Origin of the sequence: Pseudomonas sp. RC10-4-2 (assembly GCF_050433085.1) — a bacterium.
Classification (GTDB): Bacteria; Pseudomonadota; Gammaproteobacteria; order Pseudomonadales; family Pseudomonadaceae; genus Pseudomonas; species Pseudomonas aeruginosa.
The window spans coordinates 1,119,265-1,139,867 of sequence record NZ_JBNPXX010000001.1 but is presented as its reverse complement, the minus strand read 5'-3'; the positions used below and the strand labels follow the sequence as shown (position 1 = coordinate 1,139,867).

The following is a 20,603-nucleotide window of genomic DNA, read 5'->3' as shown; positions in this document are numbered from 1 at the left end:
TCCGGGAGCTTCGCCATGGGTTCGATCCTTTCCCTGCGCCACTACAGCCACGACCAGATCGTCCACAGCCATGACCATGCCCAATTGGTCCTGGGCCTCAGCGGCTGCCTCGACTTCGAGGTCGAGGGGCGCGGCAGCCGCGTGTTGCGGCAGACCTTCGCGGTGGTTCCGGCGCAAGCCCGGCATGCCTGCTCGAGTCCCTCCGGCAGCCGCTGCCTGGTCCTCGACCTGCCCTGCGACGGCAGCCTGCTGCTGGGCCTGGGCGAACACGCCGAAGCCGGTAGGCGGCTGTTCGAGCGACCGCAGGCGCTGTCGCTGACGCCCGCCCAGGGCCAACTGGTGAACTGGCTGGCCAGCGGCCCGATCAACGACCCGGTGATCGCCCACCAGGGCGCCGGCCTGCTCCTCGCCAGCCTGGCCAGCGAGCGCCAGCCGCCGCGCCAGCAGCCCCGCCTGCCACTGGCCAGCCTCGACGCCTACCTCGACCGCCATGCCGCCCATCCGCTACAGGTAGCCGACCTGGCGCGGCTGGCCGGTCTTTCGGTGGCGCGCTTCCACAGCCTGTTCCTCGCCGAGACCGGACAGACGCCCATGGACTACGCGCGCAGCCGACGCCTGCACCAGGCCCACGAACTGTTGCTGGAGAGCAGCCTGGCGGTGGGCGAGATCGCCGCCCGGGTCGGCTACGCCTCGCAGAGCGCCTTCACCGCAGCGCTGGTCCGTGAGTTCGGCGTCACCCCGCGACAACTGCGTCGCGAGTCCCGCGACAAAACCGGCTAGCCGCACGACAGACAAATCCGTCACGACTCCTTACTCTCTGCCCATCGACAGAACAGGAGTCAGCATGGACATCATCGAATGGCAGGATTTCGAACGCGTCGAACTGCGCGTCGGCACCATCCTCAGCGCCGCTCCCAACCCCAAGGCACGCAAACCCGCCTATGTCCTCGAGGTCGACCTCGGACCGCTCGGCCTGCGCACCTCCAGCGCGCAACTGACCGCACACTACCAGGCCGAGCAACTGGTCGGACGCCAGGTCCTCTGCGTCTGCAACTTCGCTCCGAAGCAGATCGCCGGGGTGCGCTCGGAGGTCCTGGTCACCGGGGTCTACGATAGCGAGGACAAGGTGGTCCTGGCCGGCTTCGACAAGCCCCTGCCCAACGGTGCGCGCCTGGCCTGAAGGATCCCCATGAATCGACGTTCCGCCCTCGCCGCCCTGCACGGCGGCGCCCTCCTCTTCGGCCTGACCGGGGTGTTCGGCAAGCTGGCCAGCGCCTCCCCCGGGGTGATCGTGTTCGGTCGTGCGCTGTTCGCGGTGCTCGCCCTCGGCCTCTTCGCCCGCCTCGCGGGCCAGGCCTGGCGCGCCCTGGGACCCGCGCAATGGCTGCGCCTGGCGCTCTGCGGCCTGCTCCTGGCCGGCCACTGGGTGAGTTTCTTCATCGCCGTGAAGACCGCCGGCGTGGCCATCGCCACCCTCGGCTTCGCCAGCTTCCCGGCCTTCACGGTAATCCTCGAAGGGCTGCTCTTCCGCGAGCGCATTCATCTCGCGGAAGGACTGCTGGTGGTCCTGGTCAGCCTTGGCCTGGTGCTGGTCACGCCGAACTTCGACCTCGCCAGCGGCGCCACCCTCGGCCTGCTCTGGGCGATCCTTTCCGGCCTGCTGTTCGCCCTGCTGTCGCTGGCCAACCGTAGCAACAGCGGGCAGGTCGGCCCGGTGCAGGCGGCGCTCTGGCAGAACCTGGTAGTCGCCCTGTGCCTGCTGCCATTCGCGGTCGGCGAACTACCGGCGCTACCCGCTCTCGACTGGCTCTGGCTGGCCCTGCTGGGCGTCTTCTGCACCGGCCTGGCGCACAGCCTGTTCGTGGCCAGCCTGGCGGTGGTCAAGGCCCGCACCGCGGCACTGGTATTCGCCCTGGAGCCGGTCTACGGGATCGCCTTCGCCTGGCTGCTGTTCCATGAGACGCCGGGGCCGCGGATGTTCCTCGGCGGTGCCCTGATCATCCTCGCCATCGTGCTGTCGGCGCGCCTCGGTGCACGGGGCAGGAAAACCGCAGTCGGCGACGAACGAGGCGATCCCGAGCGCGCCTGAATCCGCCCCGACCGTCACACCGGCAACCATCGAAAGTCCGCAGGGAATAAAAAAACCCGGTCGAACACGCGGGGGGAAGGGGTTCGACCGGGTGCTGCGTCCAATCACCGGAGCGTTGGCAGAGGGACGCAAAGGGAGGTGTCGGTTTCCAGCGCCTGCCGCATCCGCTCACGGGCTCGCGCCAGGCCTTTCTCACGGAATTCCGGGCCCATGTTCATGCCCTCCGCGTGGATGAAGGTGACGTCGTGGATGCCGACGAAGCCCAGCACCTGGCGCAGATAGGGTTCCTGGTGATCGAGACCACCGCCGGCGTAGATCCCGCCGCGGGCGGTGAGAACGAAGGCGCGCTTGCCCTGTAGCAGGCCTTCCGGCCCCTGCTCGGCGTAACGGAAGGTCAGGCCGGCGCGCAGCACATGGTCGAACCAGCTCTTCAGGCTGCTGGGAATGGCGAAGTTGTACATCGGTGCCGCCAGCACCAGCACGTCCGCCATCCGCAACTCCTCGGTCAGGCGATTGGAACGCTCGAGGGCGCGCCTTTCCGCAGCGCTATGGCCATCACAGGGGGTGGTCCAGGCTCCCAGCAATAATTCATCGAGGTGCGGCAGCGGCTCGCGCGCCAGGTCGCGGACCTGGAAGCGATCAGCGGGATGCGCGATTTTCCAGTGGGAGATGAATTCCGCCGTCAGCAGGCGGGAAACCGAGCCCCGTTGGCGGGCACTGCTCTCGATAACCAGGACACGGGACATGACTCGACCTCCACCCACTGCGCTACAACGATGGAGGTGAGGGTAGAGAATGATTAATCGATTAAAAAGTTGAAAAAACCGCTGTTAAATATCGACCAGGTTGATTTATAAACAGGCACCCCCTAGTCTTTCGGTGAGAGAACGCTCTATTTCGCGATCTTGCAGGTCAGCTTGATCCGCAACTTGATGATGTCGCGGCCGAACTGCGCGGTGAAGTTGCTGTTCTGCCCGGGCTGGATCACGCCCTTGCGCACTTTCGGGGTCTCCGGGCCGTTGCGGAACACCGCCGTGCACTCTGCCGCCTGGCCTCCCAGGTTGGTGAGAAGGATCGCGCCCATGTCGCGCCCGATGTCCTGGGTGCTGTAGGAGACCTCGGTGCCGTTGAGTTGCGGGTCGACCTCGATCGGATAGGCGAAAGCGGACAGGGGCAGCAGCGATAGTGCGAAACAGCAAAGCCTTTTCATGGCCGGACTCCCGGTAGCGACAGATGGAAAAATGGCAACACCCTGAAAACCACGGCATCCCGTACGTCAAGAGAATGGACAGCTACCCCGTACAGGACGCCGACGACACGATAAGCGAAGTCGCCCCTCCGGCGCACTCGTCATCGCCTGCCGGCCGCGGAAACGCCGGCGAGGCATCCCTGCATTCGAGGAGGCGGAAATGAAAGCGCCACGCGTAACCCTGGACCAATGGCGGACCCTGCAGGCGGTGGTCGACCACGGCGGCTTCGCCCAGGCCGCGGAAGCCCTGCACCGCTCGCAATCGTCGATCAGCTATACCGTGGCGCGCATGCAGGAACAGCTCGGCGTGCCGCTGCTGCGCATCGACGGACGCAAGGCGGTGCTGACCGAGGCCGGCGAAGTATTGCTGCGCCGTTCGCGGCAACTGGTCAAGCAGGCCGGGCAACTGGAGGAACTGGCGCACCACATGGAACAGGGCTGGGAACCCGAGGTGCGCCTGGTGGTGGACGCCGCCTACCCCACCGCGCGGATCGTCCGCTCGCTGTCCGCCTTCATGCCGCAGAGCCGCGGCTGTCGCGTGCTGCTGCGCGAGGAAGTGCTCTCCGGCGTCGAGGAAGCGCTGATCCAGGGCGCCGCCGACCTGGCGATCAGCGGCCTGATCATTCCCGGCCACCTCGGCGCCGACCTCAGCGTGGTCGAGTTCGTCGCCGTGGCCCACCCCGACCATCCGCTGCACCGCCTGCAACGCGAACTGACCCACCAGGACCTGGAAACCCAGATGCAGGTGGTGATCCGCGACAGCGGCCGGCTACAGCCGCGCGACCACGGCTGGCTGGGCGCCGAACAGCGCTGGACGGTGGGCAGCCTGGCTACCGCGGCGACCTTCGTCGGCAACGGCCTGGGCTTCGCCTGGCTGCCGCGACACATCATCGAGCGCGAACTGCAGAGTGGCCAGCTCAAGCCGCTGCCGCTGAGCCAGGGCGGCGTGCGGCAGAGCCGCTTCTACCTCTACACCAACAAGGAAAAGCCGCTCGGCCCGGCCAGCCAGATCCTCATGGAAATGCTCAAGTCGTTCGCCAACGTACCGCTCAACGCGCCCTTCGCGGCGCCCGAACCGGCCGCCGAGTGAACGCAGATGCCTGACTTCCAGCACCGCGACTGCACCCTCGTCTACGACGACCACCCCGGTCCCACCGAGCGCGCGCCGGTCCTGCTGCTGCACGGTCTCGGTTCGAGCGCCCGCGACTGGGAATACCAGTTGCCGGCCCTGCTGGGCCACTACCGCCTGCTGGTCCCGGACCTGCGCGGCCACGGCCGCTCCGGCAAGCCGCGCGGCGGCTACAGCATGGCCGGCTTCGCCGAGGACTGCGCGGCGCTGCTCGACCGGCTCGGCTGCGGTCCGGTACACCTGGTCGGCATCAGCATGGGCGGGATGATCGGCTTCCAGTTGGCCTGCGACCGACCCGACCTGCTGCGCAGCCTGACCATCGTCAACAGCACTCCGGAAGTCATCCCGCGCAAGCCTCGCGAACATCTGGAGGTGGCCAAGCGCAAGCTCCTCTCGCGCCTGCTCAGCCTGCGGACCATCGGCCGCGCCCTCGGCCGGCTGTTGTTTCCCAAGGCGGAACAGGCCGGGTTGCGAGAGAAGATCGAGGCGCGCTGGGCGGAGAACGACAAGCGCGCCTACCTGGCCAGCCTCGACGCGATCATCGGCTGGGGCGTGCAGGAACGATTGGCCGAGATCGCCTGTCCGACCCTGGTGATCAGCGCGGATCGCGACTACACGCCGGTATCGCTGAAGCAGGCCTATTGCGAGCGGATCGCCGACGCCCGCCTGGTGGTGGTGGAGGACTCCCGCCACGCCACGCCGATGGACCAACCCGAGATTTTCAACACCACCCTGCTCGGCTTCCTCGCCGATATCGATAAAACCAAGGAACAACCATGCTCAAACGTCTCCTGATCGCCGCCTGCACCCTGCTCTTCGCCGGTTCCCTGCTGGCCGCCACGCCTGCCGCCAAGCCGCACGTCCTGATCGCCACCAGCCTCGGCGAGATCGAGGTAGAACTCGATCCGGCCAAGGCGCCGATCAGCGTGAAGAACTTCCTCGAGTACGTCGACAGCGGCTACTACGACGGCACCCTGTTCCACCGCGTGATCCCGGGCTTCATGGTGCAGACCGGCGGCTTCAGCGCCGGCATGCAGGAGAAGAAGACCCGTGCACCGATCAAGAACGAGGCCGACAACGGCCTGCTCAACGAGCGCGGCACCCTCGCCATGGCCCGTACCGGAGTGGTCGATTCGGCCACCAGCCAGTTCTTCATCAACCTGACCGACAACGACTTCCTCAACCATGGTGCCCGCGACTTCGGCTATGCCGTGTTCGGCAAGGTGGTGCGTGGCATGGGCGTGGTCGACCAGATCGCCAAGGTTCCCACCACCCGCCGCAACGGCTTCGCCGACGTGCCGAGCGACGACGTGGTGATCCTGTCCGCCAAACGCCTCTGAGTCCAGCCGCAGGGGCTTGATCCGGCGGGCCCAGGACGGGCCCGCTCCAGAAGAGAGCCATCATGCTTTATCGTCGTTTCGAACGTCTGATCGACCCGTTCCGCAGTGCTTCCGAACGCATGCCGCCCAGCGAAGTGCTGCGTTTCTATGTCTACTTCCTGCGCCAGGTCTGGCCGGTGTTCCTGGCCCTGCTGGTGGTCGGCCTGATCGTCGCGCTGATCGAGGTGGCGCTGTTCAGCTACCTCGGCCGCATCGTCGATCTCGCCCAGAGCACGCCCAGCGCGGAGTTCTTCCGCGTGCACGCCAACGAACTGATCTGGATGGCGGTGGTGGCGCTGGTCCTGCGCCCGCTGTTCAACGCCCTGCACGACATGCTGGTGCACCAGAGCATCAACCCGAGCATGACCAACCTGATCCGCTGGCAGAACCACCGCTACGTGCTCAAGCAGAGCCTCGGCTTCTTCCAGAACGATTTCGCCGGGCGCATCGCCCAGCGCATCATGCAGACCGGCAACTCGTTGCGCGATTCGGCGGTGCAGGTGGTGGACGCCCTCTGGCACGTGCTGATCTATACCGTCAGCGCCCTGGTGCTGTTCGCCGAGGCCGACTGGCGCCTGATGATCCCTCTGGTGCTGTGGGTGTTCGCCTACGTCGGCGCCCTCGCCTACTTCGTTCCCCAGGTCAAGCGCCGCTCGGTGGAGGCCTCGGATTCGCGCTCGAAGCTGATGGGGCGGATCGTCGACGGCTACACCAACATCACCACGCTGAAGCTGTTCGCCCACACCCGCCAGGAAGAGGACTACGCCCGCGAAGCGATCGGCGACCAGACCCTCAAGTCGCAACGCGCCGGGCGCGTAGTGACCTCCATGGACGTGACCATCACGGTGATGAACGGCGTGCTGATCACCGGCACCACCGGCCTGGCCCTGTGGCTGTGGAGCCAGGAGCTGATCTCGGTGGGCGCCATCGCCCTGGCCACCGGGCTGGTGATCCGCATCAACAACATGTCCGGCTGGATCATGTGGGTGGTCGGCGGCATCTTCGAGAACATCGGCCAGGTCCAGGATGGCATGCAGACCATCGCCCTGCCGCGCAAGGTGGTCGACCGCGAGGACGCCCAGCCGCTGCGGGTAGAGCGCGGCGAGGTGGAGTTCGAGCACATCGCCTTCCACTACGGCAAGGGCAGCGGCGTGATCCAGGGTCTCGACCTGAAGGTCCGGCCCGGCGAGAAGATCGGCCTGGTCGGACCTTCCGGCGCCGGCAAGTCGACCCTGGTCAACCTGCTGCTGCGCCTGTACGACCTGGAGAGCGGACGCATCCTGGTCGATGGCCAGGACATCGCCGGGGTGACCCAGGAAAGCCTGCGCGCGCAGATCGGCATGGTCACCCAGGACACCTCGCTGTTGCACCGCTCGATCCGCGACAACCTGCTCTACGGCCGCCCCGGCGCCAGCGACGCGGAACTCATGGAAGCGGTGCGCAAGGCTCGCGCCGACGAGTTCATCCCGCTGCTCAGCGACGCCGAGGGCCGCCGCGGCTTCGACGCCCATGTCGGCGAACGCGGAGTGAAGCTCTCCGGCGGCCAGCGCCAGCGCATCGCCATCGCCCGGGTGCTGCTCAAGGACGCGCCGATCCTGATCCTCGACGAAGCGACCTCGGCGCTGGACTCGGAAGTCGAATCGGCGATCCAGGAAAGCCTGGAGACCCTGATGCAGGGCAAGACGGTGATCGCCATCGCCCACCGCCTGTCGACCATTGCGCGCATGGACCGCCTGGTGGTGCTGGACAAGGGCCACATCGCCGAAAGCGGCACGCATGCCGAGTTGCTCGCCCATGGCGGCCTCTATGCGCGCCTCTGGCAACACCAGACCGGCGGCTTCGTCGGCGTCGACTGAAGCCTCGGCACCGGGCGGCGGCTCGCGCCGCCCGGCCTGGGTGACCTTGTCAAAGGCTCTGCAACGGGCCTTTTCGCGGCAATCATCACCGCCGTCGATCTCGACTAGCACGCGCTTCGATTTTTTCCGCCAGCGCAACGGTGTTCTTATCGAACCCGTGCCCCGGCTCGATCCCGACGCCTGCCGCATCGTCCCCGTCCACCTGGCGTCGGCCACGGACGACCAAGGATGCCAGTGCTCGGTACCGGGGATTTCGCCCCATCGCTACGGAGAATCACAGAATGAAACTTGCCTCTGTCGTGTCCGCCGTCATCACCAGCCTCGCCCCCATGGCCTTCGCCCAGGACGTGGACAAGGACCCGGGCCGCGGCCTGCCGGTCGAGGAATACCACTACGGCATGCAACTGGACGTGAAGAATGTCCTGCACCGTACCGACAATTCGACCAGGACCGGCGTAGTGCCGGTGACCGTGGTCTACGAGGACCATAGCGGCGAGCTGCACAAGATCCGCTTCCTCGAATGGGGCGGCAGCACCAGCAACGGCTGAGCGGACGCCACGCCCTATCGTTCCGGCCCCCTTCAGGCCTGGCGGTAGGGCAACAGGCCGTGGGCCTCCTCGGCGTAGGCGCGCACACCCGCCCGCTCCTGTTCGAGGAACTGCGCCACGGCATCGCGCAGACCGGGATGCGCCAGGTAGTGCCAGGAGCGCGTCAGCACCGGCTCGAAACCGCGGATCAGCTTGTGTTCGCCCTGGGCGCCGGCGTCGAAGCGCGCCAGGCCGGCGCCGATGGCGAATTCCAGGCCCTGGTAGAAGCAGGTCTCGAAGTGCAGCCGGTCGAACTCGGCCAGGCATCCCCAGTAGCGCCCGTACAGGGTATCTCCAGCGACCAGGCTGAACGCCATCGCCACCGGCTTGCCACGCTGGTGGGCGAAGACCACACGGATCGCCTCCGGCATGCGCTCGGCCAGCAGGCCGAAGAACTCGCGGCTCAGGTAGGGATCGCGGTCGCGCACCAGGTAGGTGTTGGCGTAGCAGAGATAGACGAAATCCCACTCCAGTTCGGACAACTGGCCGCCTTCCCGCCATTCGAACTCGATGCCCTGTCCGCCGACCTGTTCGCGCTCCTTGCGCAGTTGCTTGCGCTTGCGCGAACTGAGGGCCTCGAGGAAGTCCTGGAAGTCCCGATAGCCGCGGTTGTGCCAGTGGTACTGGCAACCCAGGCGTTCGAGCCAACCGTCACGCGCGGCAAGCAAGGTGTCCGCCCGGGCGTCGGTGAAATTCACATGGATGCTCGACAGACCGCTCGCCTCGGCCTCCTCGCCAAGGGACGCGAGCAGCCCCTGCAACCCTTCGTCCTCGCCCAGCAGGCGCGCACCGGCGACCGGGGTGAAGGGCACCCCTACCAGCAGCTTCGGGTAGTAGCGGATACCGGCCCGCTGGCAGGCGTCGGCCCAGCTCCAGTCGAACACGTATTCGCCGTACGAGTGCGCCTTCACATAGGCCGGCAGCGCCGCGCACAGCCGCCCTTGCGGATCGCGCAGCACGCGATGAGCCGGGCGCCAGCCGGTAGCGGGCGTCACGCTGTGGCTGTCTTCCAGCGCGGACAGGAAAGCATGACGCAGGAATGGCTGGGCGGGAGGCAGCAAGGCGTCCCACTCGGCGGCGTCGATATCGGCAAGGGTGGCAAGCGTCTGGATCGGCATGCGCGCCAGTCTGGCGCGAGACGCAAGGCAAGTGAAGCCGGTCGATGGAAAAAAGCGCCCGGCGGACCCGCGATGAAACCGCCCTTCTCCAAGCGAAGGCTTCGATCCATCCTACGTAGAGCGCATAACGCCAACGGCGTTATCCGCCGATACCCCGCCGCAACGGCGGAGCGAAAGCTGGGAACCCTCCGCGTAGGGCGAATAACGCCGGAGGCGTTATCCGCCGATACCCGCCGCGACGGCGGACAACCGCGACGGCATTCCCGATCGGGCCCTAGATCATGCCCAGCAGCAACAGGACCAACAGCACCACCAGCAATGCGCCGATGATCCCCGAGGGCCCGTAGCCCCAGTTGCGCGAATGAGGAAAGACCGGCAGGCCGCCGATCAGCAGCAGGATCAGGATGATCAGAAGAATCGTACCGAGACTCATGGGCGTCGCTCCTGTTCGGCTCATGGGGCAAAGGGCGGGAGATTCCGCCCTTGTAGTTCTCGACCCCCGCCGAGCAACGAAGATTCAATAAATCCGCGACCTCCAGCCTCAGTGGATAACCTTGGGCGCCGGCCCCTTGAGCAGACGCATGAACATCAGCGCCACCGCCTGGGCGTCGCCGAGGGCGGTGTGGCGACCGCTGACCGGCACATCCAGGGCCCGCGCCAGGGTGTCGAAGCGCAGGTCGATGTGTGCGTCGGGAAAATGCCGGCTGACCTTCCGGTGGTACAGCGACGAAATCTCGATGGAGGGGTTGTGCAACTGTCGGTCGAGGAGCTGGCGCAGGTGCCGGTTCAGCACGGCGACATCGAACGACAGATAGTAGCCCAGCAGCGGTCGGTCGCCGATGAACGCCAGCACCTGGCGCAGGGCCTGCTCCAGCTGCAACTGTCCCTCCAGGTCGGCGCGGCGCAGCTTGTGGATGCGGATCGACTCCGCATCCAGGCTCGGCGGCGGCTCGACGTAGAGTTCCAGGCGCTCGCCCATGACCAGTTTGCCGCGCCGCACCAGCACCGCGCCGATGCTGAGGATGTCGGCACGACGCGGGTCGAGGCTGGTGGTCTCGAGATCGAGGGAGATCACTTCTTCCGCCTCGACCGCCTCGTGCATCCACCAGTACAGCCGGCGGCGCCAGCCCGGCCAGCGGCTGTCGGGCAACTTGACCATGGTGTTCATCGGGTCTCCAGGTGGAATTGACGGGCCACGCTCTGCTTGAACTTCTTCACCACATGCAGGCCGTAGCGCAGCATGTCGCGATCGTGGCGGCTCATGCCGCTGACGTCCAGGCCCTGCTGGCGACCGTCGCGTTGGCCGGCCAACTGGCGGGTCAGGCGCAGTTGCAGGAACAGCTCGAAAGACTCGCTCAGGTCGTCCGCCAGGCGTGCTTCGAGGACCTTGTGTCGCTTCAGCGCCTCGATCCGTGCCAGGGTCCCGCGGGTCTCCAGGCCTTCGCGCAGGGCCAGGGTGCGGATGCCGTGGACGATGGGGAAGATCCCGCCGCGCTTGAGATCGAGGCGGGCGTCCTGGGTTTTCAGCTGGCCGAGGAAGGTCAGCGGCGTATCGAATTGCAGGGCCGCCGCCGCGATATCCGCCAGCCAGCGCTCGCCGCCGTCGGCGAAACCGCGCAGTTGCCGACGCAACGGCTCGAACAGCTGCAGGTTGCCGGCCACCGGCCAGGCATCGGCCAGGATCGACAGGCGCAACAGCTGCTCCGGCTTGCCCTCCAGCAGCGTCCCGCGCAGCTCCGCCTGCCAGGCCACCAGCGGCTTGCACCATTCCGGCCGACTGGCCATTACCCCTCCGGGACAGGGCGGATAACCGAACTCCAGCAAGGCCGCGCTGAAGCGCTGCATCATCGCCAGGGCCTGTTCCTGCGGCAGATCGTCGGCCAGGACCAGGGCATTGTCCTGGTCGGTCTTCAGCAACTGCTCGCCGCGTCCTTCGCTGCCCATCACCAGCAAGCAGCAGCGCCCGCGCAGGGTTGGCGGCAGCAACAATTCGAAAAGCCGTTCGAGCAATTGCTCGTTGAGCGCGCTGACCAGCTGCATGATGAAGCGCAGGCGGATACCGTTGCCGGCCAGGGTAGCGATCAGGGTGTCCAGGGTTTCCGCGCAGCGGCGCAGGTCGCCGAGGTCGTCGGCGCGGGCGATGCGCAGCGCCAGGACGTGGGAATGGGTGGAGAACAGGCTGAGCACCTGGGTCAGGTGCAACAGGCCGATCACCTGACCGTCCTCCGTGACCGCGACCCGCTCGATACGCTGGCGCGTCATGAGGATCATCGCGTCGAACAGGAAATCGCCCAGTTCGACGCTGGCCAGCGGACCATGGGCCAACGGCCCGATAGCCTCCAGCTCGCTGCGCCCGTCGCGGAAGTGCGCGCTCATGAGGTCGGTGCGGGTGACGATGCCGAGCTCGGGCCCGTCCCTCTCCAGCCGCACCAGCAGGGCATCGGCGCCGTGGCTCAATTGCAGGCGCGCGGCGTCGCCGAGGGACAGCGAGGCCTCCACCTCCAGCGCCGGCAGCAAGTGCTCGCGGGCGATGCGGGTAAGGATGAACTCGGCAAGGTTCTGCCCGTCGCGCTGGGCCAACTGGCGCTTGGCCGCCAGGTCGGCCTGGAAGAACCGGGCGAAACCCGGGTTCTCCCCGCACAACTGGTGGAAGCAACTGGCCGGCAGTTCGTAGACGATGCTTTCCTCGATCGCCAGGTAGCGATGCTTGCTGCTGCCGGAAAACAGCCCGCGGACGTCGAACAGGTCGTCCGCGGCGTACTGGGCGAACACTCGCCCGTCGTCGCCGCGCTCCTCGACCACGCCCTTGAGCAGGACGAACAGCCCGGGGACCGCCGAACCGGCCTCCAGCAAGGTTTCCCCCGGCGCGTAGTAGCCTACGCTGAGGGCCTGCTTGAGGGTCTCGCGCTGATGGGGACGCAACTGGTCGAAGGGCGGCGAGGCGAAGTTGAAACTGTCAGGCATGGCTCATCTCGCTGTAACCGGGACGCTGAAACGAAAGGCGGCGGACCGGAAATCCGGCCGCCGCCTCGGGCTACGTCTTCACGTAGCGCTTAGTGGGCCACCGCGCCAGAGGCACCCAGGCCGGTCTGGGAACGGATGAACTGCGGGAAGAAGCGCGCCCGCTCCTCGTCGGCCGCCGCCGACTTGTCGGTGATGGAGAAGAACCAGATACCGACGAAGGCGACGATCATCGAGAACAGCGCCGGGTACTCGTACGGGTAGATGGCTTTCTCGTGGCCGAGGATCTGCACCCAGATGGTCGGGCCGAGGACCATCAGGCCCACCGCGGTGATCAGGCCCATCCAGCCGCCGATCATGGCGCCGCGGGTGGTCAGCTTCTTCCAGTACATGGAGAGCAGCAGCACCGGGAAGTTGCAGCTGGCGGCGATGGAGAAGGCCAGGCCGACCATGAAGGCGATGTTCTGCTTCTCGAAGAGGATGCCGAGCACGATGGCGACCACGCCCAGGGCCACGGTGGTCATCTTCGAGACCCGCAGCTCGTCCTTCTCGTTGGCCTTGCCGCCCTTGAACACGCTGGCGTACAGGTCATGGGAGACGGCCGAGGCCCCGGCCAGGGTCAGCCCGGCGACCACCGCGAGGATGGTGGCGAAGGCCACCGCCGAGATGAAGCCGAGGAACAGGCTGCCGCCCACCGCGTCGGCCAGGTGCACCGCCGCCATGTTGTTGCCGCCGATCAGGGCGCCGGTGGCGTCCTTGAAGTCCGGGTTGGTGCTGACCAGCAGGATCGCGCCGAAACCGATGATGAAGGTCAGGATGTAGAAGTAGCCGATGAAACCGGTGGCGTAGAACACGCTCTTGCGCGCTTCCTTGGCGTCGCTGACGGTGAAGAAGCGCATCAGGATGTGCGGCAGCCCGGCGGTGCCGAACATCAGCGCGAAGCCCAGGGAGAATGCCGAGATCGGATCCTTGACCAGGCCGCCCGGACTCATGATCGCCTCGCCCTTCGGATGCACCTTGATGGCTTCGGAGAACAGCGTGCTGACGTCGAAGTTGACGTGCTTGAGCACCATGATCGCCATGAACGAGGCGCCGGAGAGCAACAGCACGGCCTTGATGATCTGCACCCAGGTGGTCGCCAGCATGCCGCCGAACAGCACGTAGAGCACCATCAGGATGCCCACCAGGACCACCGCGACATGGTAGTTGAGGCCGAACAGCAGCTCGATCAGCTTGCCGGCGCCGACCATCTGCGCGATCAGGTAGAACGCCACCACCACCAGCGAGCCGCAGGCCGACAGGGTGCGGATCTGCTTCTGCTTGAGGCGGTAGGAGGCGACGTCGGCGAAGGTGTACTTGCCCAGGTTGCGCAGGCGCTCGGCGATGAGGAAGAGGATGATCGGCCAGCCGACCAGGAAGCCGATCGAGTAGATCAGGCCATCGTAGCCGGAAGTGAAGACCAGCGCCGAAATACCCAGGAAGGATGCCGCCGACATGTAGTCGCCGGCGATCGCCAGGCCATTCTGGAAGCCGGTGATGCGGCCGCCTGCGGCATAGTAGTCGGCCGCCGAGCGGTTGCGCTTGGATGCCCAGTAGGTGATGCAGAGGGTCGCGCCGACGAAGGCGACGAACATGACGATGGCCGAGACGTTCAGCGGCTGGCGCTGCACGTCGCCGGTCAGCGCGTCGGCCCAGAGGGCCGGAGCGAAGGCCGCAAGGCCGAGCGCGGCAAGGAGACGAGCGATCATTGCTGCGCCTCCTTGAGGATTTCCTGGTTCAGGCTGTCGAACTCGCCGTTGGCGCGACGCACGTACAGGCCGGTCAGGATGAACGCGGCAAGGATCAGTCCGACACCCATCGGGATGCCCCAGGTCACGGACGAATCGGGACTGATACGCGCGCCCAGCAGCTGCGGCTGGAAAGCGATCAGCAGGATGAATATCACGTAGAGGCCAAGCATGATCGAAGAAAGTATCCAGGCGAAACGCTCTCGCTTGGCCACCAACTCCTTGAAGCGCGGATTGGTATCAATCCGCTGGTAGATGCTGTCGTTCATTGTTTTTATCCTCACAGCGGGGTGACGCGGAATGTCGTCGATATCCACTGTAGGACGCTGGTGCAAGCGCTCCAGACGACTTTAGTCGTAGCGTTTCGCCAGCCGCTCTAGACCGGTATTTCCGGGCCTTCCGGCAGATTCCGGAGCCAGCCTTCGGCAAGGAAAAACGCCGTGCCCGGTTGCCCGGGCACGGCGTTCCCCGATCGAACCAGCCGTGCTACTGCACCCAGTCCTTGACCCGTCCCGGGTTGGCCGCCACCCACTGCTTCGCCGCATCCTCGGGTTTGGCGCCCTCCTGGATCGCCAGCATCACCTGGCCGACCTCGTTGCCATCCTTCCAGCCGAACTTCTTCAGGAACTCCCAGACCGGCTTGGCCTTGGCCTCCAGCGCCGGGTTGGCGACGGTGTCGACATGCTCGGTATCGCCATAGACCTTCTTCGGATCGTCGAGGAACTTCAGCTTCCACTTGGCGAACATCCAGTGCGGAATCCAGCCGGTCACCACCACCGGCTTCTTCTCGTTCTCGGCACGGGTCAGCTCGGCGATCATGCCGCTGCCGGAACTGGCCACCAGCTTGTAGTCGAGGCCATATTGCTTGATCGCCTCGTCGGTCTTGATCATCACCCCGGCGCCGGCATCGATACCCACCACGCGGCCGCCGAATGCGTCCTTCTGCGCCTGGAGGTCGGCGATGCTGTTGGCGCTCACGTATTCGGGGACGATCAGGCCGATGCGTGCGTCCGGGTAGTTGATGGCAAGGTTGACCACCTTATCCTTCATCTTCTCGTAGTAGGCGCCGTGGGTGCCCGGCAGCCAGGCCGAGAGCATGGCATCGAGCTTGCCGCGCGCCACGCCCTGCCACATGATCCCCGCCGCCACCGGCATCAGCTTCACCTCGTAGCCGAGCTTCTCGCGGATCACCTCGGCGGCCACATGGGTGGTCGCCACGCTGTCCGACCAGCCGTCCACGTAACCGATGGTGATCACCGGCTTGTCCGCCGCGGCCGCCATCCCCACAGCCGCCGACATTGCCAGGCCCGCACTCCAGCACAACAGTCGTCGCATCATTCGCATCAGACGTACCCCTTGTTCTATGCCGACGGGGACGCTCCCCGGCGGTCGCGGCACTCTGCGGTGCCGCCGTCCATCATCGGCGCGCCCGGACGGCGGACTGCTCTGAGAACGACACCCATCGCACCCGATAACGACATGCCTCGAACTGCGCTGCGGCACGCTGCGGATGTGCTCCGAGACAGTGCGATCGAAGCGCTCTATGCACTCGATTGGACAGGCCGATTTCCGCTTGGCCGAGCGCCTGGATAGGCTTTCGCCAAAGAGGAATGATTCTCGATCAAAGGAGAGCAGCCATGCTCAAGACCCTGACCTTCACCGTCATGCACTTCATCATCGCCTTCAGCGTGGCCTATGCGCTGACCGGCAGCATAGCGGTCGGCGGGCTGGTGGCGGCGGTCGAGCCGCTGTGCAACTCGGTCGGTTTCTACTTCCACGAGAAGATCTGGAAACGCTTCGAGAAAGACGGCGCGCCGCGCCCGGCTAGCGCCCATGGCTGGCTGCACCGCCACGCCTGAAGGGATATTCGCGAGGCACGGCAAGAGGCGGGAAAGACCGATTGGAACGCTGGCTGCAATAACCCACTGCACTACTGAGGCTTGCAGTTGTCATAGCGGCAGTATATTCACTCAGTACTTTTCCCTCGAAGGGATTCCCCCGATGCCCCACTTCCTCCGTTTCGCTGCCCTGCTCGGCGGCCTCGCCCTCGGTTGTGCCAATCTGGCGCAGGCCCGGGACGTGGACGCCGCGAGCTACGGCTATCCACTGACCAACCCGTTCGAGGCGACCATCGCCACCACGCCGCCGGAACTGCGTCCCGAGCTTCCGCACAGCGAGGACATCGACCAGAAGGACTACAGCCTGAAATTGCGCCCGGAGCGCGAGTTCGCCCTGCCGGACAACTTCTGGCCGGTGAAGAAGCTGCGCTACCGCCTGGCCCGCCAGGATCATGCGGCGCCGCTGATCTTCATCATTGCCGGGACTGGCGCCCACTACGCCAGCAGCTTCCCGGAATACCTGAAGAAGCTCTTCTACCAGGCCGGCTACCACGTGGTGCAGTTGTCCTCGCCGACCAGTTGGGACTTCATGGCCAGCGCCTCGCGCTTCGCCACACCGGGCTTTTCCAGCGACGACGCCGATGACCTGTACCGGGTGATGCAGGCGGTGCGCGCGCAGCAGCGCGACCTGCCGGTGACCGACTATTACCTCACCGGCTATAGCCTGGGGGCACTGAACGCCGCGTTCGTCAGCCACCTCGACGAAAGCCGCCGGAGCTTCAACTTCAAGAAAGTGCTGCTGCTCAACCCACCGGTGAACCTCTACACCTCGGTGAGCAACCTCGACAAACTGGTGGAAACCCAGGTCAAGGGCATCACTGACTCGCGCACCTTCTACGAGGTGGTGCTGAGCAAGTTGACCCGCTACTTCCGGCAGAAAGGCTACGTCGACATCAACGACGCCATGCTCTACGACTTCCAGCAGTCAAAGCAACGCCTGAGCAACGAAGAAATGGCCATGCTGATCGGCACCTCGTTCCGCTTCTCCGCCGCCGACATCGCCTTCACCTCGGACCTGGTCAACCGTCGCGGCCTGATCACCCCGCCGAACTACCCGATCAACGAAGGCACCAGCCTGGAGCCCTTCTTCAAGCGCGCGCTACAGTGCGACTTCGAGTGCTACATGACCGAGCAACTGATCCCGATGTGGCGAGCCCGTTACGACGGCGGCAGCCTGACCCAACTGGTCAACCAGGTCAGCCTCTACAAGCTGCAGGACTATCTGCACGACAGCCCGAAGATCGCCGTGATGCACAACGCCGACGACGTCATCCTCGGCCCGGGCGACCTCGGCTTCCTCCGCCGAACCTTCGGCGAACGCCTGACCGTCTATCCCTATGGCGGTCACTGCGGCAACCTCAACTACAAGGTCAACGCGCAGGACATGCTGGACTTCTTCGCCACGCCCGCTGCCGGACAGACCCAGGTCGCCAGCGCGGCCCTCACCCAGCAGGCAGGACACTGATCGATGAGCCGAACCGCACACTGGATGTTCGCCCTTCTGCTGAGCGCTGCCGCCAGCGCCCAGGCCGACGAGGCCGCCGCGCCGGCCGAACTGCCGCCACGCCAGCTCGACGGCGACGGTTTCAGCCGTCCACTGGACCAACTCAAGTTCAATCCCGGCCTGGATCAACGCGAATTCGAGCGCGCCACCCTCGACGCACTGAACATGTACGATCCCTGGGAATCCTGGAACCGCCGGGTCTACCACTTCAACTATCGCTTCGACGAGTGGGTGTTCCTGCCCGTGGTACGAGGCTACGAATACGTCACCCCACACTTCGTCCGCAGCGGCGTGAGCAATTTCTTCGACAACCTCGGCGACGTGCCCAATCTGCTGAACAACCTCGCCCAATTGAAGGGCAAGGCGGCGATGGAAACCACCGCGCGGCTGCTGTTCAACACCACCTTCGGTGTGCTCGGCCTGTGGGACCCTGCGACCAGGATGGGCCTGCACAAGCGCAGCGAGGATTTCGGCCAGACCCTCGGCTTCTACGGCGTGGGCAGCGGCCCCTACCTGGTGCTGCCGATCCTCGGCCCGTCCAACCTGCGCGACACCGGCGGACTGGTGGTGGACTACGTCGGCGAATACCAGGTGAACTACCTCAACGTTCCCCAGGCCAGCGGCGACCACCCGGAGATCACCGCCCTGCGCGTGGTGGACAAGCGCTACAACACCAGCTTCCGCTACGGCCAGATGAATTCGCCGTTCGAGTACGAGAAACTTCGCTACATCTATACCGAGGCGCGCAAGCTGCAGATCGCCGAGTGAGACGAAGAACCGCCGCCCTGGTGCGGCGGTTTCTTTTTCTCAAAACAATCCAATAACTCGATAGGAATCACACAAAACTCGCATCCATATATCGAGCACAGAGGACTATCATCGAGCCATACACGAACCAGGAGGTTCCCATGACCCGCTACCGTGATGTCCTCGAACTGCATACCGGCCACCCCGCCTCCGATGGCGCCGGCGTCCGCCTGACCCGCGTGATCGGCGGCCCGTCCCCGGAACGCTTCGACCCGTTCCTGATGCTCGACCAGTTCGATACCCAGAACCCGGATGACTATGTCGCCGGTTTCCCTTCGCACCCGCACCGCGGCTTCGAGACCGTGACCTACATGCTCGAAGGGCGTATGCGCCACGAAGACCACCTCGGCAATCGCGGCCTGCTCAAGCCCGGCGGCGTACAGTGGATGACCGCCGCCCACGGCATCATCCACAGCGAGATGCCGGAACAGGTGGAAGGCGCGATGCGTGGCTTCCAGCTGTGGGTCAACCTGCCGGCGAAGAACAAGCTGGCCCCGGCCGGCTATCGCGATATCGAGCCGGAAGACGTGCCGCGCCTGGAAACCGCCGGAGGCGTGAAGGTCACGGTGATCGCCGGTCGCTTCGACGACGGCCAGGCGCAGCAGATCGGCGCCGTGGAAAGGCCGGACACCGAGCCGCACTACTACGACCTGCAACTGCCTGCCGGCGGCCGCATCGCCCCGCGCCTGCCGGACGGCCATCGCGTGCTGCTGTACGTCTACGAAGGCAGCCTGACGGTGGGAGGCGAACGCCCGGTGGAAATCGCCACCAATCGCCTGGCTCGGCTGTCCGAAGAAGGGGAACTGAGCCTGCGCAGCGAAGCCGGCGCCCGGGTACTGGTTCTCGCCGGCAAGCCGTTGCGCGAGCCGATCGTCCAGTACGGTCCGTTCGTGATGAACAGCCGCGAGGAAATCGAGCAGGCGCTACGCGACTATCGCGACGGTGTCCTGGCCGTCTGAGCCATGCGCGAGCCGCCCTTCGGGGCGGTTTTTTCCTTCCGCCTGTCCCGTCCTGAATAAGGTTTACCGCTCGATCCGCAGGAAGCGCTCCAGTTCCGCCCGCTTGCCCATCGCATCGTGGTAGCCCAGTTCGATCAGTTCGCTGCAATAGCCGCGCTCGAACAACAGGTAGCTCAATACCCCCGCCCCGCTGGCGCGGGTCGCTCCGGGACCGCGCAGGAAAAGCCGCAGCACCCGCGACAGCTCCCGGTAGTGCCGCGCGGCGATCTCGTCCAGCGGCCGGCTCGGCGACACCAGCAATACCTCCACCGGCTCCAGCCCACCCGCCTGGCGGCGCACCTCCGGCGCCACCAACTGGCCGATCTGGTTCATCCGCTGCAACTGCTCGATGTCGCCTTCCAGGCTGTCGATGAAGGTGCTGTTCAACAGGTGGGCGCCGATCTGCGCCAGGCTCGGCGGTCGGTCGGACGGCGGCAGGCCGGTCATGGCACTGTCGCCACCGGTGGCCGGGTTGCCGCTGACGCCGATCACCAGCACCCGCGTGGCGCCCAGGTGCAACGCCGGGCTGATGGGCGCCTGGGAACGCACCGCGCCGTCGCCGAAGTATTCGCGGTTGATCCGCACCGGCGGGAACAGCAGCGGGATCGCCGCGCTGGCCAGCAGGTGCCGAAGCTCCAGGCGGGTGGGAATGCCCAGGCGCCGATGGCGTACCCAGGGATCGATGGTCGCGCGCCCCTGGTAGAAGGTCACCGCCTGCCCCGACTCGTAGCCGAACGCGGTCACCGCCACCGCGCGCAACTGGCGCTGGCGCACCGCCGCATGAATCCCGGAAAAATCCAGCTCACGTGCCAGCAGCTCATGCAACGGCCGGTTGTCCAGCAACGCCACCGGCACCCGCCGCCCCAGGCCGAGCAGGCTATGGCCGAGGAAGCGCGAGGCCTGGCGGGTCACGCCCGGCCAGTCGCTGCGATAGACATGTTCGGTGCGGAATCCCTGCCAGACCGCGGTCAGGCGCTGGATCGCCTGGCGGAATTGCAGGGCGCCGCAAGCCAGGCCAACGGCGTTGATGGCGCCGGCGGAGGTACCGACGATGACCGGGAAAGGATTGCCGGCGCTGTCCGGCAGCAGGTCGGCGATGGCGGCCAGGACACCGACCTGGTAGGCCGCGCGGGCGCCGCCCCCGGAAAGGATCAGGCCGGTGAGCGGCGGACGTGGGGCAAGGGGATCGGACACAGCGGGGCTTCCGTCATGAACTGCGGCGAGTATAGCCAGACCCCGCG

At 66.0% G+C, this 20,603-nt stretch carries 22 protein-coding genes; 12 read left to right on the top strand and 10 right to left on the bottom strand.

All coding sequences use genetic code 11. The features are described from left to right. Positions 1 to 15: 15 nt before the first annotated feature. The 3 genes from FHW81_RS05345 to FHW81_RS05335 all read left to right on the top strand — a co-directional run bounded on the left by FHW81_RS05345 (position 16) and on the right by FHW81_RS05335 (position 2,089). On the top strand, positions 16 to 780 hold the full coding sequence (locus tag FHW81_RS05345) for a helix-turn-helix domain-containing protein (RefSeq protein ID WP_003114816.1): 765 nt from the start codon (positions 16 to 18) through the stop codon (positions 778 to 780). Between the two features lie 64 nt (positions 781 to 844). Further along, positions 845 to 1,180 carry a tRNA-binding protein gene (locus FHW81_RS05340; RefSeq protein ID WP_003109191.1) on the top strand — a complete coding sequence of 112 codons (336 nt, stop codon included), beginning with the start codon at positions 845 to 847 and terminating at the stop codon, positions 1,178 to 1,180. A gap of 9 nt (positions 1,181 to 1,189) precedes the next feature. Further along, a complete protein-coding gene (locus tag FHW81_RS05335) occupies positions 1,190 to 2,089 on the top strand; it encodes a DMT family transporter (protein ID WP_003116401.1) in 900 nt (299 codons plus the stop codon). Between the two features lie 104 nt (positions 2,090 to 2,193). Here FHW81_RS05335 and azoR3 read toward each other — a convergent pair whose 3' ends face one another. Both azoR3 and FHW81_RS05325 read right to left on the bottom strand, forming a co-directional pair. Further along, complete coding sequence (azoR3, locus tag FHW81_RS05330; RefSeq protein ID WP_003114814.1) at positions 2,194 to 2,835, bottom strand: FMN-dependent NADH-azoreductase AzoR3; 642 nt, start codon at positions 2,833 to 2,835, stop codon at positions 2,194 to 2,196. A gap of 146 nt (positions 2,836 to 2,981) precedes the next feature. After that, entirely contained in the window at positions 2,982 to 3,299 is a 318-nt protein-coding gene (locus FHW81_RS05325; RefSeq protein WP_003091533.1) for a hypothetical protein, read from the bottom strand. Between the two features lie 199 nt (positions 3,300 to 3,498). On the opposite strand from FHW81_RS05325, the gene FHW81_RS05320 reads away from it, so the two are divergent. The 5 genes from FHW81_RS05320 (at position 3,499) to FHW81_RS05300 (ending at position 8,250) form a co-directional block, all read left to right on the top strand. Beyond that, on the top strand, positions 3,499 to 4,428 hold the full coding sequence (locus FHW81_RS05320) for a LysR family transcriptional regulator (RefSeq protein ID WP_003091534.1): 930 nt from the start codon (positions 3,499 to 3,501) through the stop codon (positions 4,426 to 4,428). Positions 4,429 to 4,434: 6 nt separating this feature from the next. After that, positions 4,435 to 5,262, top strand: a complete 828-nt coding sequence (locus FHW81_RS05315) for an alpha/beta fold hydrolase (RefSeq protein ID WP_003119699.1) — start codon at positions 4,435 to 4,437, stop codon at positions 5,260 to 5,262. Then, positions 5,244 to 5,807, top strand: coding sequence for a peptidylprolyl isomerase PpiA (gene ppiA / locus FHW81_RS05310; protein WP_003114812.1), 564 nt, complete (start codon positions 5,244 to 5,246; stop codon positions 5,805 to 5,807). The genes FHW81_RS05315 and ppiA overlap by 19 nt, the downstream gene beginning before the upstream one ends. A 62-nt stretch (positions 5,808 to 5,869) precedes the next feature. Then, positions 5,870 to 7,702, top strand: coding sequence for an ABC transporter ATP-binding protein (locus tag FHW81_RS05305; RefSeq protein WP_003109184.1), 1,833 nt, complete (start codon positions 5,870 to 5,872; stop codon positions 7,700 to 7,702). A 281-nt stretch (positions 7,703 to 7,983) separates the two neighbouring features. Next, positions 7,984 to 8,250 (top strand): DUF2790 domain-containing protein, encoded by a 267-nt coding sequence (locus FHW81_RS05300; RefSeq protein ID WP_003091540.1) that lies wholly within the window; start codon positions 7,984 to 7,986, stop codon positions 8,248 to 8,250. A 32-nt stretch (positions 8,251 to 8,282) separates the two neighbouring features. Here the strand turns inward: FHW81_RS05300 and FHW81_RS05295 are convergent, their stop codons facing one another. The 7 genes from FHW81_RS05295 to FHW81_RS05265 all read right to left on the bottom strand — a co-directional run bounded on the left by FHW81_RS05295 (position 8,283) and on the right by FHW81_RS05265 (position 15,499). After that, positions 8,283 to 9,407, bottom strand: coding sequence for a GNAT family N-acetyltransferase (locus FHW81_RS05295; protein WP_003114811.1), 1,125 nt, complete (start codon positions 9,405 to 9,407; stop codon positions 8,283 to 8,285). Positions 9,408 to 9,681: 274 nt separating this feature from the next. Then, positions 9,682 to 9,840 carry a DUF3309 family protein gene (locus tag FHW81_RS05290; RefSeq protein WP_003109182.1) on the bottom strand — a complete coding sequence of 53 codons (159 nt, stop codon included), beginning with the start codon at positions 9,838 to 9,840 and terminating at the stop codon, positions 9,682 to 9,684. Between the two features lie 108 nt (positions 9,841 to 9,948). Continuing rightward, complete coding sequence (locus tag FHW81_RS05285) at positions 9,949 to 10,575, bottom strand: 3'-5' exonuclease (protein ID WP_003114810.1); 627 nt, start codon at positions 10,573 to 10,575, stop codon at positions 9,949 to 9,951. Further along, positions 10,572 to 12,371, bottom strand: a complete 1,800-nt coding sequence (locus FHW81_RS05280; protein WP_003119696.1) for a CBS domain-containing protein — start codon at positions 12,369 to 12,371, stop codon at positions 10,572 to 10,574. The genes FHW81_RS05285 and FHW81_RS05280 overlap by 4 nt, the downstream gene beginning before the upstream one ends. An 89-nt stretch (positions 12,372 to 12,460) precedes the next feature. Further along, positions 12,461 to 14,116: a cation acetate symporter gene (locus FHW81_RS05275; RefSeq protein WP_003091546.1), complete on the bottom strand. Its 1,656-nt coding sequence runs from the start codon at positions 14,114 to 14,116 to the stop codon at positions 12,461 to 12,463. Further along, entirely contained in the window at positions 14,113 to 14,424 is a 312-nt protein-coding gene (locus FHW81_RS05270; protein WP_003091547.1) for a DUF485 domain-containing protein, read from the bottom strand. The genes FHW81_RS05275 and FHW81_RS05270 overlap by 4 nt, the downstream gene beginning before the upstream one ends. Positions 14,425 to 14,641: 217 nt before the next feature. Beyond that, the gene (locus FHW81_RS05265; protein WP_003114808.1) at positions 14,642 to 15,499 is read right to left on the bottom strand and encodes a glycine betaine ABC transporter substrate-binding protein; all 858 of its coding nucleotides are present in this window, start codon (positions 15,497 to 15,499) and stop codon (positions 14,642 to 14,644) included. 293 nt (positions 15,500 to 15,792) lie between these two features. Here FHW81_RS05265 and FHW81_RS05260 point away from each other — a divergent pair, with 293 nt between their 5' ends. The 4 genes from FHW81_RS05260 to FHW81_RS05245 all read left to right on the top strand — a co-directional run bounded on the left by FHW81_RS05260 (position 15,793) and on the right by FHW81_RS05245 (position 19,323). Beyond that, positions 15,793 to 16,014: a DUF2061 domain-containing protein gene (locus FHW81_RS05260; RefSeq protein ID WP_003091551.1), complete on the top strand. Its 222-nt coding sequence runs from the start codon at positions 15,793 to 15,795 to the stop codon at positions 16,012 to 16,014. 142 nt (positions 16,015 to 16,156) lie between these two features. Next, complete coding sequence (locus FHW81_RS05255) at positions 16,157 to 17,518, top strand: alpha/beta fold hydrolase (RefSeq protein WP_171893928.1); 1,362 nt, start codon at positions 16,157 to 16,159, stop codon at positions 17,516 to 17,518. A 3-nt stretch (positions 17,519 to 17,521) separates the two neighbouring features. Further along, complete coding sequence (locus FHW81_RS05250; RefSeq protein WP_003114806.1) at positions 17,522 to 18,325, top strand: MlaA family lipoprotein; 804 nt, start codon at positions 17,522 to 17,524, stop codon at positions 18,323 to 18,325. Positions 18,326 to 18,465: 140 nt separating this feature from the next. Further along, positions 18,466 to 19,323, top strand: coding sequence for a pirin family protein (locus tag FHW81_RS05245; RefSeq protein ID WP_023091145.1), 858 nt, complete (start codon positions 18,466 to 18,468; stop codon positions 19,321 to 19,323). Positions 19,324 to 19,386: 63 nt separating this feature from the next. Here FHW81_RS05245 and FHW81_RS05240 read toward each other — a convergent pair whose 3' ends face one another. Next, positions 19,387 to 20,556 carry a patatin-like phospholipase family protein gene (locus FHW81_RS05240; RefSeq protein ID WP_003091575.1) on the bottom strand — a complete coding sequence of 390 codons (1,170 nt, stop codon included), beginning with the start codon at positions 20,554 to 20,556 and terminating at the stop codon, positions 19,387 to 19,389. Positions 20,557 to 20,603: the final 47 nt, after the last annotated feature.